Genomic DNA, 18,835 nt, shown 5'->3' with positions numbered 1-18,835 from the left:
CTGAAATCGAAAGCCGGATGGCAGGAAAACATAAAGGAACATTCATGCATCGCCTTCTTCTGATAATCTTCTGCGCCGCGTTTCTGGCAGCGTGCAGCACTGGCGCGGCCAGCACCGCCACCAGCGGGCAGATCTCGGCCATCGATACGCTTGCGAACCAGGTATCGGCTGGCTTTGCGCGCGCCACTGCGCCCCGCGCCTTTGTCTTTCCGCAAGATCACGGGCCGCATCAGGAATTCGCCACCGAATGGTGGTACTACACCGGCAACCTCGACACTGCCGAAGGTCGGCATTTCGGCTTTCAGCTCACATTCTTTCGCTTCGGGCTGGCACCCACCGCGCCCGCGCGCGCATCCGACTGGGGCACCAGCAATATCTACATGGCGCACTTCGCCCTCAGCGATGTGGGCGGCAATCAGTTCTTCGCCTTCGATCGCTTTAGCCGCAGCGCCGCCGGGCTGGCTGGCGCTCAGGCCCAACCGTTTCGTGTGTGGCTGGAAGACTGGAGCGCCGAGGGGCAGGCTTCTGCGGCGCTGCCAATGCATTTGCGCGCCGCGCAGGGCGCAGCCGCTATCGACCTGACGCTTGATGGCGGCAAGCCGGTGGTATTGCAGGGCGACCGGGGCCTGAGCCAGAAGAGCGAGGAGCCCGGCAATGCCTCGTACTACTACTCGCTCACGCGCATGCCAACGCGCGGCAGCATTACCGTGAATGGGCAGCGCTTCGAGGTGACCGGGCAAAGCTGGATGGACCGCGAGTGGAGCACCAGCTCACTCGGCAAGAATGTGGCGGGCTGGGATTGGTTCGCGCTGCAGCTCAGCGATGGGCGCGACCTGATGTACTACCAGCTGCGCGACCGAAGTGGCGGCGCGACGCCTTCCAGCAGCGGCACACTCATCGCCGCCGACGGCAGCACCAGCCCCATCCGCCGCGACGATATGACGCTCGACGTGCTTGGCACATGGAAAAGCCCGCGCAGCAATGGCAGCTACCCGGCGCGCTGGCGCGTGCAGGTGCCATCGGCCAATCTCGACCTCACCATCACGCCCTACCTGGCCGATCAGGAGCTGCCGCTGACAACCGTCTACTGGGAAGGGGCGGTGCGCATCGAGGGAACGGCGAATGGCCAGCCGGTCAGCGGCAATGGCTACGTTGAGCTCACGGGCTATGCCGAGCAGCAGGGGCAGGACAATGTGCGGGTGCGGTAGGGGGAGGGGTGACGGGGCGACAGTTTTGAGTGTTGAGTGTTGAATGCTGAGTTTTCAATAAGCTGTAAACATGCGACACTCTGAGCTCTTTGTGCCTTTTGATATTAGGCAGGGAGATGCTCAGGACAGCGGTAAATAACGTACTTGGCCCTCCACTCGCCTTCCAGGCTACATTCGGCAATCAAGATGATGCCACGTACAATATCATTGTTGAAGTTTTCATCCGCAGCCAAACGGAACATAGCGCATTACTCTGCGTGTCGGCGGGCGAGCAGGCGCTCACGAACGCCGGTCGGATCAAAGCGTGCTTCATTCTCCTTGCGAATTTGGGACGAAACCTGCTCGCGTTGCTGGAGATAGCTATGAACCTCAGCGCGGTGATTCAGATAGTAACCAATCACTGCATACACATCAGCGAGTGCGAGCGAAGGGTATTGCTGAGCAATAGTTTCAGGAGTTGCCCCCTCGCGAAACGCCTCAATTACAGTATCGAGCGTGACGCGAGTGTTTGCGATATGCACAACACCATCAGCATCGGTGGCAAGCGGAATAGGTTGATTAGTTACAACCAGCGGCATAACCTGCTCTTGTCCATGGAAACAATCGTATTGCTATTATAGCAGGCCAAGATAAGTAGTTCGGACGTGAGTTCTCGTGTCTCCCATCTCATGTCTCGTGTCTACTTCCCGCCCATCGCCTTGCGCAGTGCCGCCGCCAATGGGTTGTCGTCATCGTCGTCGGGCGTGCTTTCGCCGGTGCTGTAGGCGAAGCCAGGCTTCTCCTCGGGCGGCGGCTCGGCGTCCACTTCCTCTTCTTCTTCGTCCCAGTTCAGGTGCAGGTTCGCTTCGCCCACCAGCGCAATAATATCGTCCACGCTAAAGCGCAAAAGGCTTACGGCATCGGGATTGGTCGAGCGCGTAGCAAGCGAATCGGCGAGCTGCACGTGCGGAAGCTGCTCCAGCACCTCGGCGAGCGTTTGCGGCGGGTAGGTCGGCGCGTCCTCACTTGCCATCAGCTCGGCCACGTCCTGTGCGTCGGGGATGCCCGTGTCAACCAGCAGAATCGTGGTGTGGACGCGGAAATACAGCATGCCCAGGATGCTGCGCGTATCGCGCAACTGCTGCGATGCGCGGCGGATACTTCCCGCCTTCTGGCTGGCCTTGATCTCGAAAATCTCGATTGATTTTGTGTCAGGAATAGAGACCGCATCCAGCTCGCGGTACTTCTTCACCGCCGCGCGCCCGCGATGCTCCAGATACTCCACAATCCGCCGGTCGGAAAGAGTCATGTGCTGGCTCAGCCAGTCGCGCAGCGCCGCCTCGGCCTCGCTGCCAAACAGCTCGCGGGCGCGCGGCGGTCGCGTCGGGCGCTGATTGTCCTTGCCGATCATAATCTGCCGCACAAACGCGCGATACTGCGGGTCGTCGGCGGTGGTCAGGCGCGGGCGCGAGAAGCGTGGGGCCACGGCGTGCTCCTTTATAGCAGTTTGCAGTCGGCAGGAGTCAGTTGCATGTTCTGCGCTACACCGCGTTTCCCGCCCGCACAGAAGCGATCAACTATGTTGCAGACCGCTGTCGTGCGTGGCAGGGCGGTATTGGGAATGGCTCATTGTAGCAGCTTCGGGCGAAACTGCAATGGCGGCGCGAAACCACAGAACCGCAGAAATTTTCTTGGAAATCTGTTGAAGATCAAAACGTTTGAAATAACCACCAAGGCACCAAGCTTTTAAAGTATGCTAAAGCCCTTGGTGTCTTGGTGTCTTGGTGGTAAACGTTCCCAACACGTTTCTTTGAAAGGCGACGAAGGACGAATGAGCACGTTGGCCTTCGTCCTTCGTCCTTCGTCTCGGCAAGCAGGGCCGAACTTCTACCAAGCAAAGTTAGTCGGGCTGCTGATCGGGCGGTTCGCCGGGAGCGACGCCTTTGCGGCGCAGGAAATTGAGCGTTTCCATCGCCATGGCCTTGAGCAGGCCAGCCTCGCGCACATCCGGCGCGGCGCGGTGCGTCAGGCTGCGCACCGTGCGCATCATCGCCTCGGCCTGGTGCGCCTTGAAGAACTCGATCCCCCACAGCGCCCGCTCGAACACGCCAAACAACTCCTCAAGCTGGGCTGCGTCGGCCGGGCGAAACGGACGGCGCGGCGCGGGCGCAGCTGGCTGCTCGGCGGCCATGCGCAGCTCGTAGGAAATAAGTAAGACCGCCTGCGCAAGGTTCAGCGAGGCGTAGTCGGGGTTGGTGGGGATGACCAGACGCGCGTGGCAGCGGTCGAGGTCCTGGTTGTTCAGGCCATTGTCTTCCGGGCCGAACAGAAGCGCAACCGGCCCTTCCGCAGTGTGCTGCAGCAGCGTTGGCGCAAGCTCGCGCGGCAGCGCAACCGGCGGGCCAGCCTCGCGCGGGCGTGCGGTCGTGCCCGCCACAAAGATCGCATCGGCCAGCGCGTCGTCGAGCGTTTCGTGAATGGTCGTGTTCCCCAGCACATCGGCGCTGCGGTGGGCAATGCCCTCGATCTCAAACTCGTTATACTCGGCGGGCTGCACCAGCCGCAGCCGATGCAGGCCCATATTCTTCATGGCGCGCACCGTGCCGGCAATATTCACCAGCTTGCGCGGGCGGTGCAGCACCACAATAATCGAATCAAGAGCTTCTGTACTCATATGGCCTTGTAACTCGCACTCGGTAGCATGGGAAGCGAGACCGCAGCGGCGGCGGATGCCGCGCCGGCGATGTTGTACCATCTTTCGCGCGCTTCTGCAAGCGCGTGGACATGCGCGCATCGCCCGTGCTACAATCGCGGCGTTCTCCGTTGCCACGGCGCAGCACGTGTGCCGTGGGTGTTGAAGCGGTCTACAAGGAGGTAGCACCGATGCGACTCGAGCGAAACTTAGGAATGGATCTGGTGCGCTGCACCGAAGCGGCTGCGCTGCGATCCGGGCGTTTCATGGGCCGGGGCGACAAAATTGCCGCCGATCAGGCCGCCGTTGATGCCATGCGCTTTTCGCTGGAAAGCATGCCGATGGACGGCGTGGTGGTGATTGGCGAGGGCGAAAAAGACGAAGCGCCCATGCTCTACACAGGCGAGCGCGTGGGCACGGGCGAGCTTCCCGCCGTCGATGTTGCGGTGGACCCGGTGGAAGGCACGACGCTGCTGGCCGAAGGTATGCCCGGCGCGATTGCCGTGCTGGCGATTGCCGAGCGCGGCTCGCTGTACAACTGGTCGGGCATCGCGTATATGGACAAGCTGGCGGTTGGCGAGCGGGCGCGCGGCGCGATCGACATCAACGCGCCCGTGGCCGAAAACATTCGCAACGTCGCCCGGGCCATGAAAAAGCAGACCGAAGACGTCACCGTGGTGGTGCTCGACCGGCCGCGCCACAAAGACCTAATTCAGCAGATCCGCGAAACCGGCGCGCGCATCAAGCTCATTCTGCACGGCGATGTTTCGGCCGGCGTGATGACCGCGATCGACGACCCGCCCGCCGATATGCTGATGGGCGTTGGCGGCGCGCCCGAGGCGGTGATTACGGCCTGTGCGATGAAGTGCGTTGGCGGCGAGATTCAGTGCAAAATCTGGCCGCGCAACGACGACGAGCGCGCGCTGGCGCGGGCGCAAAACCTCGACCCCGACAAGGTCTACCACACCAACGATCTGGTGCAGGGCGAGAATGTCTTCTTCGCCGCCACCGGCATCACCGACGGCGAGTTTCTGCGCGGGGTGCGCTACTACGGCGGCGGGGCGCGCACGCACTCGGTGGTGATGCGGCTGGCCTCGGGGACGGTGCGCTACATCGAAGGCACGCACCGCTGGGACAAACTGATGCGCATTTCGGGCGTGCAGTACGCGGCCAGGCAGAACGGCAACGCTTCGTAAGTGTTAAGTGCTGAATGTTGAGTTTTGAATTGCAGTAGTGTCAACTCAAAACTCAACATTCAAAACTCAAACCTTACAAAACCCCCACTGTGCTATGGTCGCCCAGCACCAGGCGGTAGGCGCGCGGCTTGTATGGCGAGCGGTTCACCTCGACATAGCGGCCAATCAGGCTGTCTTCCAGGCGCGAGGGAAGGTCGCGAATGGCGCTGTGCTCCAGCACAATCGAATGTTCGATCTCGCTGCCCTCGATCGTACAGTGGTGGTAGACCGACGTAAACGGCCCGACGTAGGCATTCACAATGCGCGTATTTTCGCCAATAATCGCCGGCCCGCGAATCGTGCTGTTGATGATCTCCGCGCCCTTTTCCACAATCACCTTGCCAATCAGGTGCGAGTCGCGGTCGACATAGCCCTCGTTTGAAGCGGGCATTTCTTCGAGAATCAGCCGGTTCGCCTCGAGCATATCGTCCTTTTTGCCGGTGTCGATCCACCAGCCCTCGTGGACGTAGGGATAAACCTGCTTGCCGTGCTCGACCAGCCACTGAATTGCGTCGGTGATCTCAAGCTCGCCGCGCCACGAGGGCTTGATCGCCTCGACCGCCTGCCAGATGCTTGGGTCGAACAGGTAAATACCCACCAGCGCAAGATCCGAGCGCGGCTGGCGCGGCTTCTCGGTGAGCCGCAAAATGCGCCCCTGCTCATCCAGCTCGGCTACGCCATACTGCTGCGGGTTGGCCACCTGCTTGAGCACGATCTGGGCGTTGTGCTGGCTGTGCCCGAATTCCTCAATCAGCTGCGAAATGCCGCCCTGGATGCAGTTATCGCCCAGGAACATCACAAAGCGCTCGTCGCCCAGGAAATCACGCGAGATCTTCACAGCGTGCGCCAGGCCGAGTGGCGCGTCCTGCGGGATGTATTCGATCCGCACGCCCCAGCGCTTGCCATCGCCCACGGCGGCGCGCACCTCGGGGCCGGTATCGCCAATCACAATCCCAATCTCGTCGATGCCGGCGTCGCGAATCGCCTCGATCACGCGAAACAGCACGGGCTTGTTCGCCACTGGCACCAGCTGCTTGGCGCTGGTGTAGGTGATCGGGCGCAGGCGCGTGCCTTTGCCGCCGCTGAGCACTAATCCCTTCACGGTGTATCCTTCCTTTGGAATTGCTATTCAATGGTCGTAGTTTGCCGATTATACCATTGCTCAGCCGGCGCGGGCGATGAGACGGGTCTGGCCCTGTGCTGATGCGTATGTGCGCAGATTTTCACACAAAAGCAAGAGCCGATGGCTTAGCCACCGGCTCCGCAGTGCTTTGGCGGTTTGTCGCTAGCGGTTCGGGCGAATCGCGCCGGCGTAGTGCCGCACCCAGTAGTCGTCGTAGATGTTCGAAACCTGCACGCCGTAGCGCGGGGTCATTGCGTGGACCAGGCGGCCGCCGCCGATGTAGATGCCCACGTGGCTGATGCCTCGGTGCCCGGCCGTACCGGCAAAGAACACCAGGTCGCCGGCCTTCAGGTTATCCATCGAGCTGATCGCCGCGCCGTAGCGGGTGCTGAACTGACCGGCTGCGCTGTGCGGCAGCTTCACGCCGAGCTTGCCATAGACATAGCTCGTCAGGCCGCTGCAGTCGAAGCCGCGCGGGCTGGCGCCACCATACACATAGCGCGAACCAGTGAACTGCACTGCGTAGCTGGCTGCGTCGCCGCTGGCCGGGATGCTCGAGACATCGACCGAACTGCCAGGGCTTGACGACGTGCTGCGGGCGCGGGTGGCCACCGGCAGGGCCGGGAAGTCTTTCGACATCGGCACGCGGCGGATGACACGCTCGGTGATGTTCAGGAAGTCGTTGAAGATCCAGGCTTTGGTGCCGTCGCTCAGCTTCACCTGGAACCAATCGTTATACTTGCCGATCAGGTCGACATGCAGGCCCGAGTTCACGCCGCCGATCTTCTGGTACTTCGAGTCGGGGCCTTTGCGCAGGTTCACCGCATTCTCGGTGATAATGCCAACCAGCGCCGGGTTCGGGTCGGGCACGGTTTCGGCAGCCAGCAGGCGGTCGACAATGCCGGCCTGAATGCCAAGGAACTCGCCCTTGACCCAGCCATCGTTGCCGCCGGGAATGCCGACGTGGAACCAATCCTGGTAGCGCTCGAGCAGCTCAAGCTGCGCGCCCGCGTCGAGCTTCGCCATCGAAATATAGTTGGTGCCAGGGCCATCGCGCAGCTGCAAGCCGGTTTCGTTGACGGTTGCAACCTTGGGCGGCGGCGGCGGCAGGATCTGGTCGGCCTGAACTTCAAACAGCGTATCGGCGGCGCCTTCGGGCAGGTTCAGCAGTTCGCCCGAAACCCAGAAGACGGGCTTGCCGGCGCGCTCGCGCACCTGGAACCAGTTGCCGTCGTGGTAGCGGCCAATCACCTGCACTGGCGCGCCGGCCGAGATGCGGCCAACCGCGTCGTACTCGGTGCCGGGGCCATTGCGCAGGTTGATGCGGTCGCCCGCAATCGTGGCAGCAACCACAACCGGGGCCATTGCCTCGGTGCGCGAAACCAGCGAGAGCGGCACAGGAATGTCGCCATTGTCTTCCAGCGGCGCATCGCCCTCGACCGTCTGCGCATCGAGGTTGATCGGCGCGACCGGCGCGACAATATCGCTGCTGGCGGGGGGCAGGGCGGGCTGCGCAACAGGGGTGGGCACGCTGGCCGTCGAGAACTGGCTTAGCAGGACGGCGACGGGCAGCACCAGCGCCACGACTGTGTGAAGGAGGAACCGAGCGGGGAGACGCGAAAGAGACTTAATCGGGGTGCCAAAGGTCGTTTGTACAAACTGTTGTGCCAGAAGCGACTGCGAAGGGCGTTTATACCGCTGGTGTTGCCGGTTCGCACGTTGCTGTAGCTGGTACAGATCGCCTGGCTCAGGCGACGATAATGGCAGACGACGATGCTCAATCATGGAGCGGCTCCTCATTCTCAACCCTTCGATCCCACCAAATCACGCATGCATACCCGCTTTGGGGCGCGTCGGCAGCGACATGGCTTGGTTCCAAAAGGTTTCCACTTGGGATTGCGCGGGAGTTTATCATAACTCGTTAAAATTTGCAAACCATCAGCAACGTATCAGGTTGTGATCAGTGTGCTTGGCGGTTTGCTGCGCTATAGTGCATTATGCTGCCCTCTGCATACGCACGATGCGCGTGTGTCTTCCCGAAAATACGACCCCAGCCAGATAACAATTTTTCAATCTTCGCTGTGCGGCGTGTGGCTGCCTTGCAGGTTTGTGGCGCTGCTGGTTTTGGGCAAGCGCACAACCCCTGCTGCCGACAGGCAATCGGCTTCGGCGCTAACACACGGGGGTGATGTGCGCCATACTAATGTATTTTTCACAAATTGTCAACCCTAAATGTATATGGCTTTCTGATGCGAAATGATAACGTTTACCTGCTTCCGTAGTATCAAAAACGGTGCCGATTTCGTTTACAAAATCGACACCGTCTTGCTGAAAAGTAGTAAATAATTGAAAAAAAGTTAATCGCCAATTAGATCATGAACAAGGGCATCCAGGGCATCTGGAAGGGCTTGCTCTGCCCAACGATCATTTCCTACCCCAAATGAAATCATGTCGGCATCGAGAAAATAGTGTTCTATTTTTTCGGGTGCCATGGCGCGCAATGCCCACGCCAATCCCATAATTCGCTCTTCGGGCATGTCGGTTTTGACGTAATCACGCAGCGCGGTCGTAACATCTTCGAGCTGCTTGAGATTTTGTAATATATTCTGGCTGCCCAGGGTGCTGAGTACGCCGGCCAGCACGGCTTGCTGGCGGTGCATGCGCGCAAAGTCGCTGTCGGGGTGGCGGATGCGGCTGTACATCAGGGCAGTTTCGCCATCCATTGTCTGAGGGCCGGGCAGGAAGTGCGCTTCGGTATAGCCGTAGTCCATGGTTGGGAAGTTTGGGTCGTAGAGTTCTTTTTCAACGTTGACGTTCACACCGCCTAACGCATCAATCGCCCCGATAAATCCTTCAAAATCAATATAGATCGTATAGTCGATCGGGATGCCCAGCAGGTTGCTGACGGTTTTCTGCGCCAGGCCAATGCCGCCGGCCGGGTCGTTATAGATCTGGCCCCAGACATGCGCGGCATTGATGCGCGTTTCGCCATACCCTGGGATCGTCACCCACAGGTCGCGCGGCAGCGAGAGCAGGGCAATGCGGTGCTGCTGCGGGTCGATCCGCGCAATGATAATTGCGTCGGTGCGGGCCGGGTCGGTTTCGCCAGGGCGCTGGTCGCTGCCCAGCAGCAGCACCGTGACGGGCGCGCCTGCCACTGGCGCGATTGGCGTTGCGGTGGGCGGCACGGCAGTGGGTGAAGGCACGGGCGTGGGCGGCGCAGCGGTTGGCGCAATTGTGGCGGTGGCAGGTATGAGTGTGGCCGTTGGCGCCGGGGCTGGACTTGGCGCTATTGTGGGGGCGCTGGTTACGGCCGGCTCGGTGGAAATGATCATTGCCTGGACATTGCGATGGATTGTGAAGGCTGACAGCGCAGCCCAGCCGACAATGCCAAGCGCCACCAGTGGAATCGCCAGCAGCGCCCCCAAGCCAATATACCAAATCGCTTTGGCGGCCTGTGCGCGGCGTGCCCGGCTGGCTGGCGGCGCTACAGCTGGGGGCGGGGGATCGGCCGCTGCACGGCGGGTTTGGGGGCTCGGCGGCGCATCGGTGTTTTGTGCCAGCAAAGCGTGGAGCAGATCTTGCTCTGTTGCCTGCCTATATGTGCGGCACTCCGCACAGCCCGCCAGGTGAAAGCCAAGTGCGGCGCGCTCGGCCGAAGCCGAGCCGGGTGTTACACCGCGATCGAGGAGGCGGCGAGCCTCGGAACAATTCATAGTGCGCTACTCTCGGATGTTTCAGTGGCAGTTGCGAAACCGAGGCACCGCTTTTGCTGACATTCCTGAGCGGTGTTTGCGCGTATTCTAGCATACATGTCAACTACCAGGCGGCGTGCTGTCTCAAGAGCGTAAATATTTTTGCTCTTTGCGATCAGCGTTAGGCCCAGCTTTATTTTTGCAGATAAGCTGCGAAGGCCCTGTTATTGTTCAGAATGATGATGCAATCGATCCATCATTTAGTTGCCAGGGCGTATATTCACAGAGCGAGATATGCCGGGTAATGAAGGAAGGTTTGGAGGCAATATGACTCAGCATGTAGTTCCGTCGGTTCGTATCGAAGCGATTGATCGCTTGTTTCGCGAGCTGACGTGGAATGGACAAAAGCATGCCATGCAAACGCTCACCCGACCTGAGATCGGCCTGACTCTGCCGCAGATGGTGACACTGCTCGCCATTCACGATAGTGGGCGCTGCCGCATGGGCGACCTTGCCGATGCGACCATGCAGTCGGGCGGCACGCTCACCGGTATTGTCGATCGCTTGATTGCCGATGGGCTGGTTGAGCGCGTGCGCAGCGCCAGCGACCGGCGCGTGATTGAGGTGGCGCTGACGGAAACTGGCCGCGCCCGCGTGGAAGAGGTGACGTTTGCGCGCCAGAATAACATGGAGCGCGTGCTGTCGGCGTTTTCCGAGCGCCAGGCCGAGCAGTTCGAGCAGCTGCTTGCGCGCTTTTTGCAGGGCTTGCAATCGGCAATGGATGTAGATGAAGGTGAAGCCAAAACTGCGCAGGAAGTTGGTGTGTAGGCGTGCCTTACGTGCGCAGCACGACGTCGCTCACCAGCGTAATGCCAAAGCTGTGGGGAAATAGCGTAACAAGCGCGCCCACATCCGTTGCCGCCGGGTCGTAGTCGATCACGACCTGCTCGTTGTTCGGCTCTGCCACCGCGCCGCGCACAAAAGGCTTGCGCGCCAGCAACGATTTCACTTTGGCAGCGCAGGGCGGGCAGTTCATCTTTTCGATCAGCAGCGTGGCGCGGCGCGTGCTCATGGCGGGGGCGGCCACCGCAACGGCGGGCGCAGCCTGAGCTGCTGGCTGAATGGCTTCCTTCTGCGCGGCGATCAGCGGAGCCAGCACGCCCAGCACCCCATAGCTGAGCGCAAAGGCAGCAAGCATCAGCAGCGGCGCGCGCCAGCGCGCCCAGCCGCCCAGGGCGCAGGTGCGGGCGTGCCGCAGCGCCAGCCCAATTCCGCCCACCAGCAGTGCCAGCCCAGCAGCAAGCGCTACTTCCCGCCCAATCGCCAGCCCCCACAGCGCCGACGATGCGCCAGCCCCAAGCAGCACGGCCGCGCTCGGCCCCAGGCAGCACAGGCTGCCGGCCAGCCCGGCGAGTAAGCCGACTGCGCCCGCGCGCGCGGTTGGGGTGCTTGGTGAGATCATGGTGTTTCGTCCTTGCTTGGCTGAGGGGGTGCAATAGCAGCAAGCGCTGCCAGCACAGGAATAAATCGTGTTGCTGGCCAAAGCCAGTTCACATCAATGCGAAAATCTGGCACAGCAGCGGAGTGTAGCCATCCGAGTGAATCAGGTGCCATTGGGGTAAAGCGGCCGTTTACTAGTTCATAGAATTCGGTGCCGGCTGGACCATATGGATCGATGAGCCATAGCTCGCGTACGCCAGCCTGCTCATAACCACGTAGCTTTTCGCCCCTGTCGTAGGCGGCGGTGCCGGCCGACAAAATCTCAACTACGAGGTCAGGCGCGCCAACGATGCCGCGCCGCCCAATTATATCTGCTCGCTCGCGCGCAACAAACAGGAGATCCGGCTCATATACCTGATCTGGGCCTAATTCAACTGCCGTTCGTGAGCCGCGAACCTCACCAAGATTATGGATTTCAACATATGCGCCAAGCAAGCGAAACAAAAAGGCAAACAGCCTTTCGTGAATGTCGAGCGGTGGTGGCGGCATGATAAGTACCCCCTTGATCAGCTCGGCCTTGCGATCGTCAGGCGCAGTTTGCCAGAATTCGTCAGCGCTTATGCGCTCGGCAATCTCGACGCGGCTCCAAATAGCTGTGGGCGTCAGGCTCATTGGCGTACCTCCAGACGGGTTCGCGGGCATTATAGCATCCCCGTTCGCGCGGCGCATGGCGACGGACGACGGCCAGAAGAATGAACCGCAAAGAGCGCAAAGAACGCGAAGGTTTTGGGAGCACGGAACCACGAAGGCACAAAGGCACGGAGGTTTTGGGTTTCAGATTGCAGGTTGTGAGTGCCAAGTTTGCACGTTACAAGTTTGAAGGTTGGCAGGTTGCAAATCACGCACGCTGCCAACTGCCGACTGTCAACTGCCAAACGCCCTATGTTCTACGCTTACCCGCTCGCCCGCTCACTTCCCAATCTGTGAAATCTGCGTAATCTGTGGATATTCTAAAGCCCGCGCAGCACGCCCCAGTAGGCGCGCACACGGCTGGCGCGCAGTGGGCGCTTGTGGCCGAGCAGCCACTTCGCCGCTTCGGTTGCCAGCTCAGCGGCATAGGCCGCGCGCAGAAACCAGCGTAGCAGGCCAGCAAAGCCCGCACCATAGGCCATGCGCGCGTCGCGCAGGCGGCTGCGCTGGAAGTTGAGGTAGCGCTGCGCCGGAGCCTGGTCGCTGCTCTTGCCCTCGTGGTGGATGATCACGGCGCTGGGCAGATAGACGATGCGCCCAAGCTGACCAATCCGGCGCTGCCACTCCAGCTCTTCCGAGTACATATGGAAGCCCGCGTCGAGCAGGCCGGCGCGCTCGATTGCGCTGCGCCGCACCAGCAGCGCCGCTCCCACCAGCCAGCCAACGTCCTGCTCCTGGTCGTCGGGCGCGTCGGCGTAGCGGTAGCGGCGTGCCCAGGGGTTGCCCGGCCAGCGCTGCGCCAGCGGCGTGCTTTCCCAGAAATACACGCCGCGTGTGGGGAAGCGCCGCCGCGACGACTGCACGCTGCCGTCGGGGTAGCGCAGCTGCGGCCCGGCGGCAACCGCATCGGGGTGAGTTTCGAGCCAGTGCACCAGCCGCGGGATGGCGTCGCCAAGCGTCTCGGTGTCGGGGTTGAGCAGCAGGACATACTCGAGTGTTGAGTGCTGAATGGTGAGTGTTGGGCTTGCCGCGCCTGCAGGATGTGGTAATGAGAAGTTGGAACCAAGCACGCGCCGCAGGGCCAGGTTGTTGCCGCCCGCGAAGCCCAGGTTCGCACCCGTCTCGATCAGCTCGACGTCGGGGTGTTCGGCGCGGAGCATGGCCGGCGTGCCATCGTGCGAGGCGTTGTCGGCCACGACGATGCGGTAGGGAATATTTGCGCCGGCCAGCGAGTCGTGCGCAGTGCGGATCGCACGGGCCAGCAGATCGCGCGTGTTCCACGATACGATGACAATTGCCAGCGTTGGCATCAGCGCGCCTCAGCCGGCCAGTTGTCGGCGGTGCCAGGCGCGCTCGGCGCTCAGGCCCGCCAGCTCGAACGGCGCGTCGCACAGTTCGCCCAGCCAGCGCAGAAATTGACCCTGCTCCAGCAATTGCACCAGATGGTCGCATTCCACCATCACGGCGGCGTGGGCCTCGGTGGAAATCAGGCCGCGCTCGGCGGCCTCGGCCAGCTCGTCTTCGTCGGTAATGACATAATCACTGCCATCGGGCGCGGCAAACAGATCGAGGTACAGGTCAGTCTGGTAGATGCTGTCGGCGTCGCGGCGCGGCGGGGTGGCGAAATCGACGCGGAAGTGCGAGCAGCGGCCGCGCTGGTCGAACTGCTGGAGCAGACGCATGGAGCGCGCCGGCCACAGCCACAGCCGCGCCGCCACCGAGGTCGGGCGCGTGATTGTGCTGGCGGCAGTGCCGCGCCGCCCCGACACGGGCGTGGCAAACACTGGCCCAGTCAGCATGTAATCAAACACGCCGATCTGCTCGTCGTCGCAGCGGTCGAGCGCGGGGCCGGTGGTGATGGAAATGCCAGTGCTGCCGTCGAGGTGGCGGCGGCGGTAATAGTAGTCGAAGTCGATCACAGCCGCTCCAGCCCTTTCAGATGCGCGAATTTGACGATCTCGAAGTAGGCGAGCGTGCCGCACATCAGCAGGCCCACCGCGCCGTCGCGCCAGCCGCCCAGCGCCACGTAGCGCCGCGCAAACTCGCGGGCCGGCGCGCCCACGAAGTTGCGCCAGCGCGCCCGCCGCCCGCCCCGAAACAGCGTTTGCGCTTCTTGCAGGGCGTAGGCGCTTTGCTTCTGCCACAGCTCGCCCAGCTGCTCGATGTTCAGATGCAGGATGTGGCCGTTCAGCGTGCCAGAAGCCCCATCCAGCTCGGCGAACTCGTGCACCAGCCGGGCTTCGTCGTAGTGCGCGTGGCTGCGCCGCAACAGGCGCAGCTGGCGGTCGGGGTACCAGCCGCCGCCGCGCAGCACTGTGCCGAAGAACTGATTGTAGCGCGGAATCCAGTAGCCGGCAATTCCGCCGTCGGTGGGTGCGGCGGCGATGGCGCGAATTTCGGCGGCCAGCTCGGGCGTCACGCGCTCGTCGGCGTCGAGGAACAAGACCCATTCGCCATTGCATAGCGCCAGGGCACGGTTGCGCTGCGCCCCGAAGCCGCGCCACGGCTCAAGCAGCACGCGTGCGCCGGCTTGTTCCGCAACAGTGGCGGTCGCGTCGCGGGTGCGGTCGTCGAGCAGCACCAGCGTTTCGGCGGCCAGCCCGGCCACGCTGGCCAGCGCCGCGCCAATGTGGCGCGCTTCGTCGCGGGCGATAATGGCGACACTCAGCATAGAACCCTACTGCGGGCGGCGCTCGCCGCCGACCTGTTTGCGAATGGCTCCGTAGGTCAGCAGGCGGGCGCGCAGCTCGTCGGCGGCGAGCCGGCCGCGCAAAAAGCCGCGCCAGTCGCGCAGGGCCGCGCGCAGCATGCCCGCACGCACCACCAGGGCATTGGCGCGCAAAAAGGCGCGTGAGTAATGTTTGCGGAAAAAGCGCTGGCGGCTGCGATACAGCGCGATCTGCATGGCCCCGCGAAACTGGCGGGTGGATGCGCCGCCCACATGCGTCACGCGGGCCAGCGGCTCCTGCCAGATCGCCCAGCCAGCGGCGCGCACGCGGTAGCACCAATCGACTTCTTCGGCATACATGAAAAACTGCTCGTCGAGCAGGCCAACCGCTTCGAGCACGGCGCGCCGCGTGAGGATGCACGCGCCCAGCGGGTGATCGATTGGGAAGGGCGCGCTGGCATGCGGCTCTTGCGGGTAGCGGCCATGCCACCACGAGTTGTACAGGCGGCCGGGCAGCACCTCGCCGGGCGGAAACAGGTCGAGCGCGGTCATTGCCAGGGTGGGGAAGCGAAACGCCGCCGCCTGCACGCTGCCGTCGGGGTTGAGCAGGCGCGGCCCAACTGCGCCGACACGCGGGTGCGCTTCGAGAAAGGCGTACAGCGCCTCAATCGCGCCGGGCTGAACGACCGTGTCGGGGTTGAGCAGCAATACATAGTCGGGCGGGCCGGGGCCATCGGCTGCCACGCCGTCGCCGGCACGGGCTGCTTTTTCCCCAATTCCCAAATGGCGAATGCCGGCGTTGGTGCCGGCCGCAAAGCCCAGGTTGTGCTCCAGCGCCAATAGTTCCGTAGCGGGGAAGCACTCGCGCACCATGGCCGCGCTGCCGTCGGCCGAGGCGTTATCGACCACGACGACGCGCAGCGGGCAGGCGCAGCCGCGCAGCGACCCGAGGCAGTCGCGCAGCAGCGCGCGTGTGTTGAATGAGACGATGACAACGCCAATTCTGCTCATAGCGCGGCGTAGTGTAGCAGGGGTTGCCGCGCCGCGCAAGCGGGTGGGAACACGCCACGGAGCGCACCGAGAGCACGGGGAAGGAGAACGGGACGCGGATGGACGCAAAGAACGCGGACAAACCAGCATGTTGCTATCTGTCCGCGTCCCATCTCTTGAAGACTGACCTGTTCAAGCGTGCTTGAATATGGCGCTACACACGCGGGCCGGCGGCCTGCACGGCAGCGGGCGCGTTCGCAAACTTCCTGAAATTTTCCGCGAAGCGGCGCGCCAGATCGCCAGCCTTCTCGTCGTAGATGCGCGTGTCGGGCCAGGTTTCGCGCGGGCGCAGCACGGCGTCGGGCACGCCCTCGACGCGGGTGGGCACGTGCAGGCCGAAAATCGGGTCGGTGTAGGTTGGCACGCCGTCGAGCTGGCCGCCCAGGGCCGCGCTGACCATGGCGCGCGTGTAGGCGAGTTTGATGCGCTGGCCTACGCCGGCCGGACCGCCGCTCCAGCCCGTGTTGACGAGAAAGACGCGCACGCCATGCTTGTCCATCTTCTCGCCCAGCATCTGCGCATACACCTCGGGCGCGAGTGGCAGGAAGGGCGCGCCAAAGCAGGTCGAGAAGGTCGCTTCTGGTTCCTTCAAGCCCACCTCGGTGCCGGCCAGCTTGGCGGTATAGCCCGAGAGGAAATGGTACAACGCCTGCTCGCGCGTCAGGCGGGCGATCGGCGGCAGCACGCCAAAGGCGTCGGCGGTGAGGAACAGAATCGTGCGGGGGTGCGCGCCCTGCCCGCTCGGCTCGGCGTTGTCGATGAACTCAACCGGGTAGGCCACGCGCGTGTTTTCGGTGAGCGAAATATTGCTGAAATCGGCCACGCGGCTGGCAGCGTCGATCATCACGTTTTCGGCCACTGCGCCAAAGCGAATCGCGTTCCAGATCTGCGGCTCGCTGGCCTGCGAGAGATTGACGCACTTGGCGTAGCAGCCGCCCTCGAAGTTGAAAATGCCGTGGTCGCTCCAGCCGTGCTCGTCGTCGCCAATCAGGCGGCGCTCGGGGTCGGCGGAAAGGGTGGTTTTGCCGGTGCCGGAAAGGCCGAAGAACAGCGCGCTGCTGCCATCCGCGCCGATGTTGGCCGAGCAGTGCATGGGGAACACGCCCTGCTGCGGCAGCACATAGTTCAGCACGGTGAAGATCGACTTCTTGATCTCGCCGGCATACTCGGTGCCGCAGATCAGCACCAGCTTGCGCTCGATGTCGAGCACTACGGCGGTTTCGGATTTCGTGCCGTCGAGCGCGGGGTCGGCCAGGAAGCGCGGCGCGGCCAGCACCGTCCAGGCCGGCTGTTGGCTGTCCTGCGCGGCGGCATCGAGGCGGCGGAATAGCTGCTGGGCAAACAGCGCATGCCAGGCGAACTCGGTCACGACGCGAATGGGCAGGCCGTAGCGGGCATCCGCGCCAGCGGCTGCGTCGAGCAGAAACAGGTCGCGGCCTTGCAGGTAGGCGGCCACGCGCGCATGCAGTCGCTCGGAGACTTCGGGTGCGATCGGCTGGTTGACCTTGCCCCACGCGACTCGCTCGGCGCTTTCGGCACCGGGGCGCTGCACCACGAATTTGTCGCCGGGCGAGCGGCCGGTGCGCTTGCCGGTGCGCGCCACCAGTGCGCCCGTTGAGCTCAGCACGCCTTCGCCACGCGCCAGCGCCGCTTCGACAAGCTGCGGCGCGCTGAGATTTGCGAAAATCTGGCCGGGGCGGGTAATACCGATGGGTGAGAGATCGTGCATCATTGCATCTCCTCATAATTTGCTCAGCATCGAGCAAATGTGCTTGGTTGCCGGGCGGCATTGTACCACGCGCCGGGTTTGAAGGCTGGGGTTTTGGGATTGCGCTTACAACCTGCAACTGGCGTATGCGATACGCCGCGGCGGCAACCTGCAACTGGCGTATGCGATACGCCGCGGCGGCAACCTGCAACTGGCGTATGCGATACGCCGCGGCGGCAACCTGCAACTGGCGTATGCGATACGCCGCGGCGGCAACCTGCAACACATATCACGGCACAGCGAAGCGGTCGCGCTCCTGCCCGTTCTGATCATAGACGGTGAACGCGATTGCGCCCGCGCTGACCTCGCCCACGACGTAGTGGTAGAACTCGCCGCCAAAGCCGCCGTAGACAAACGAGCCGCTGGTGCCGGCAATGATCTGGTGCGCGCCGTCGATGACCTGGTGGTTGTACAGGTGCTCATGCCCGGCGATGTAGACCGCGCCATACTGCTTCAGCAGCGCCCACAGGCGGTCGCGTGCCTGCGGGTACACGTCGAGCGACGAGCCGATGTGCGGCCCGACCGGGTAGGCCGGGTCGTGGCTGAAGACGATTGCAGCGTGGCCGGGGTTGTCGCGCAGTTGCGTTTCGAGCCAGGCAAGCTGCGCGTCGTCGAGCAGGTGCATCTGTGCGCGCTGCTCGGAATCGAGCGAGATGAAGCGCACGCCGCCGTAGTCGACGCTGTAGGCGCGGCGATCCATGCCGGGCGGGCCGTTGGCAGGCAGCTCGGGGAAGGCCTCGGTGAGCAGGCCCGTGGCCCAGTCACCGCTCTGCACGTCGTGGTTGCCGGGCGTGGGCAGCAGCCAGGGCGTGCCTGCGGCAGATTGCCCCAGCGGCGCAACCGCTGCGCGCCAGTTTTGCCACTGCTGGCGCACCTGCTCGGGCGTGCTGAGCGCGTTGATCATGTCGCCGACTGCCAGCACGATGGCGGGCTGCGCGGCGGTGGCTTGCTTGACAATTGCGTAGGTCACGTCGGGCGGGTTGAGCCCTTCGGTGCGCGTGTCGCCCAGCACCACAAAGCGCCACGACTGGACTGTGGTGGGGCTTGGCGCGGCGGTGGGCGCGGGCGGGAGCGTGGCGGCTGGCGCGGCACTTGGGGCGGCGGGCGGCTGCGCGCCTGTTGTCGCCAAGGCCACCACTGCGGTGGGCAGCTCTGCAGGCACCTGCGTGGCGGCTGGCTGGCCGCAGGCGGCTAGTAGCAACAGAATCACGCCGAGCACGAACGGGCGCTTTTTTCCATACACCATGAGCATGTTATCCACAGATTACGCAGATGGATTTTCGATCC

At 63.1% G+C, this 18,835-nt stretch carries 17 protein-coding genes; 3 read left to right on the top strand and 14 right to left on the bottom strand.

Features of this window, described 5'->3' with window-relative positions; all coding sequences use genetic code 11:
* Positions 1-44: 44 nt before the first annotated feature.
* Positions 45-1,208, top strand: coding sequence for a lipocalin-like domain-containing protein (locus M1P90_RS29715; protein WP_483699320.1), 1,164 nt, complete (start codon positions 45-47; stop codon positions 1,206-1,208).
* A gap of 248 nt (positions 1,209-1,456) precedes the next feature.
* Here the strand turns inward: M1P90_RS29715 and M1P90_RS29710 are convergent, their stop codons facing one another.
* The 3 genes from M1P90_RS29710 to M1P90_RS29700 form a co-directional block, all read right to left on the bottom strand.
* Positions 1,457-1,786: a DUF433 domain-containing protein gene (locus tag M1P90_RS29710; RefSeq protein WP_483699319.1), complete on the bottom strand. Its 330-nt coding sequence runs from the start codon at positions 1,784-1,786 to the stop codon at positions 1,457-1,459.
* A gap of 101 nt (positions 1,787-1,887) precedes the next feature.
* Positions 1,888-2,673, bottom strand: a complete 786-nt coding sequence (locus M1P90_RS29705; RefSeq protein ID WP_483699318.1) for a hypothetical protein — start codon at positions 2,671-2,673, stop codon at positions 1,888-1,890.
* A 414-nt stretch (positions 2,674-3,087) separates the two neighbouring features.
* Positions 3,088-3,861, bottom strand: a complete 774-nt coding sequence (locus M1P90_RS29700) for an RNA methyltransferase (RefSeq protein WP_483699317.1) — start codon at positions 3,859-3,861, stop codon at positions 3,088-3,090.
* A gap of 209 nt (positions 3,862-4,070) precedes the next feature.
* Here M1P90_RS29700 and glpX point away from each other — a divergent pair, with 209 nt between their 5' ends.
* Positions 4,071-5,075, top strand: a complete 1,005-nt coding sequence (glpX, locus tag M1P90_RS29695) for a class II fructose-bisphosphatase (RefSeq protein WP_483699316.1) — start codon at positions 4,071-4,073, stop codon at positions 5,073-5,075.
* Between the two features lie 73 nt (positions 5,076-5,148).
* On the opposite strand, the gene M1P90_RS29690 is transcribed toward glpX, so the two are convergent.
* From M1P90_RS29690 to M1P90_RS29680, 3 genes are all read right to left on the bottom strand, one after another.
* Positions 5,149-6,216, bottom strand: a complete 1,068-nt coding sequence (locus M1P90_RS29690; protein ID WP_483699315.1) for a glucose-1-phosphate thymidylyltransferase — start codon at positions 6,214-6,216, stop codon at positions 5,149-5,151.
* Positions 6,217-6,399: 183 nt separating this feature from the next.
* Positions 6,400-7,767, bottom strand: a complete 1,368-nt coding sequence (locus tag M1P90_RS29685) for a C40 family peptidase (protein ID WP_483699314.1) — start codon at positions 7,765-7,767, stop codon at positions 6,400-6,402.
* 827 nt (positions 7,768-8,594) lie between these two features.
* Positions 8,595-9,953, bottom strand: coding sequence for an LCP family glycopolymer transferase (locus tag M1P90_RS29680; protein WP_483699313.1), 1,359 nt, complete (start codon positions 9,951-9,953; stop codon positions 8,595-8,597).
* A gap of 306 nt (positions 9,954-10,259) precedes the next feature.
* On the opposite strand from M1P90_RS29680, the gene M1P90_RS29675 reads away from it, so the two are divergent.
* A complete protein-coding gene (locus tag M1P90_RS29675; RefSeq protein ID WP_483699312.1) occupies positions 10,260-10,760 on the top strand; it encodes a MarR family winged helix-turn-helix transcriptional regulator in 501 nt (166 codons plus the stop codon).
* 7 nt (positions 10,761-10,767) lie between these two features.
* Here the strand turns inward: M1P90_RS29675 and M1P90_RS29670 are convergent, their stop codons facing one another.
* From M1P90_RS29670 to M1P90_RS29635, 8 genes are all read right to left on the bottom strand, one after another.
* The gene (locus tag M1P90_RS29670; RefSeq protein WP_483699311.1) at positions 10,768-11,394 is read right to left on the bottom strand and encodes a heavy-metal-associated domain-containing protein; all 627 of its coding nucleotides are present in this window, start codon (positions 11,392-11,394) and stop codon (positions 10,768-10,770) included.
* Positions 11,391-12,044, bottom strand: a complete 654-nt coding sequence (locus tag M1P90_RS29665; protein ID WP_483699310.1) for a Uma2 family endonuclease — start codon at positions 12,042-12,044, stop codon at positions 11,391-11,393. The genes M1P90_RS29670 and M1P90_RS29665 overlap by 4 nt, the downstream gene beginning before the upstream one ends.
* Positions 12,045-12,382: 338 nt before the next feature.
* Positions 12,383-13,372 (bottom strand): glycosyltransferase family 2 protein, encoded by a 990-nt coding sequence (locus tag M1P90_RS29660; RefSeq protein ID WP_483699309.1) that lies wholly within the window; start codon positions 13,370-13,372, stop codon positions 12,383-12,385.
* 9 nt (positions 13,373-13,381) lie between these two features.
* On the bottom strand, positions 13,382-13,981 hold the full coding sequence (locus tag M1P90_RS29655; protein WP_483699308.1) for a DUF402 domain-containing protein: 600 nt from the start codon (positions 13,979-13,981) through the stop codon (positions 13,382-13,384).
* A complete protein-coding gene (locus M1P90_RS29650) occupies positions 13,978-14,733 on the bottom strand; it encodes a glycosyltransferase family 2 protein (protein ID WP_483699307.1) in 756 nt (251 codons plus the stop codon). The genes M1P90_RS29655 and M1P90_RS29650 overlap by 4 nt, the downstream gene beginning before the upstream one ends.
* A gap of 6 nt (positions 14,734-14,739) precedes the next feature.
* The gene (locus M1P90_RS29645) at positions 14,740-15,741 is read right to left on the bottom strand and encodes a glycosyltransferase family 2 protein (RefSeq protein ID WP_483699306.1); all 1,002 of its coding nucleotides are present in this window, start codon (positions 15,739-15,741) and stop codon (positions 14,740-14,742) included.
* 193 nt (positions 15,742-15,934) lie between these two features.
* Complete coding sequence (pckA, locus tag M1P90_RS29640) at positions 15,935-17,512, bottom strand: phosphoenolpyruvate carboxykinase (ATP) (RefSeq protein ID WP_483699305.1); 1,578 nt, start codon at positions 17,510-17,512, stop codon at positions 15,935-15,937.
* Positions 17,513-17,777: 265 nt separating this feature from the next.
* The gene (locus M1P90_RS29635) at positions 17,778-18,794 is read right to left on the bottom strand and encodes a metallophosphoesterase family protein (RefSeq protein ID WP_483699304.1); all 1,017 of its coding nucleotides are present in this window, start codon (positions 18,792-18,794) and stop codon (positions 17,778-17,780) included.
* Between the last annotated feature and the right edge of the window lie 41 nt (positions 18,795-18,835).

The organism is Kouleothrix sp. 19917 (assembly GCF_057073505.1).
Note: the sequence above shows the minus strand (reverse complement) of the source record. Positions and strands in the feature narration are given on the sequence as shown.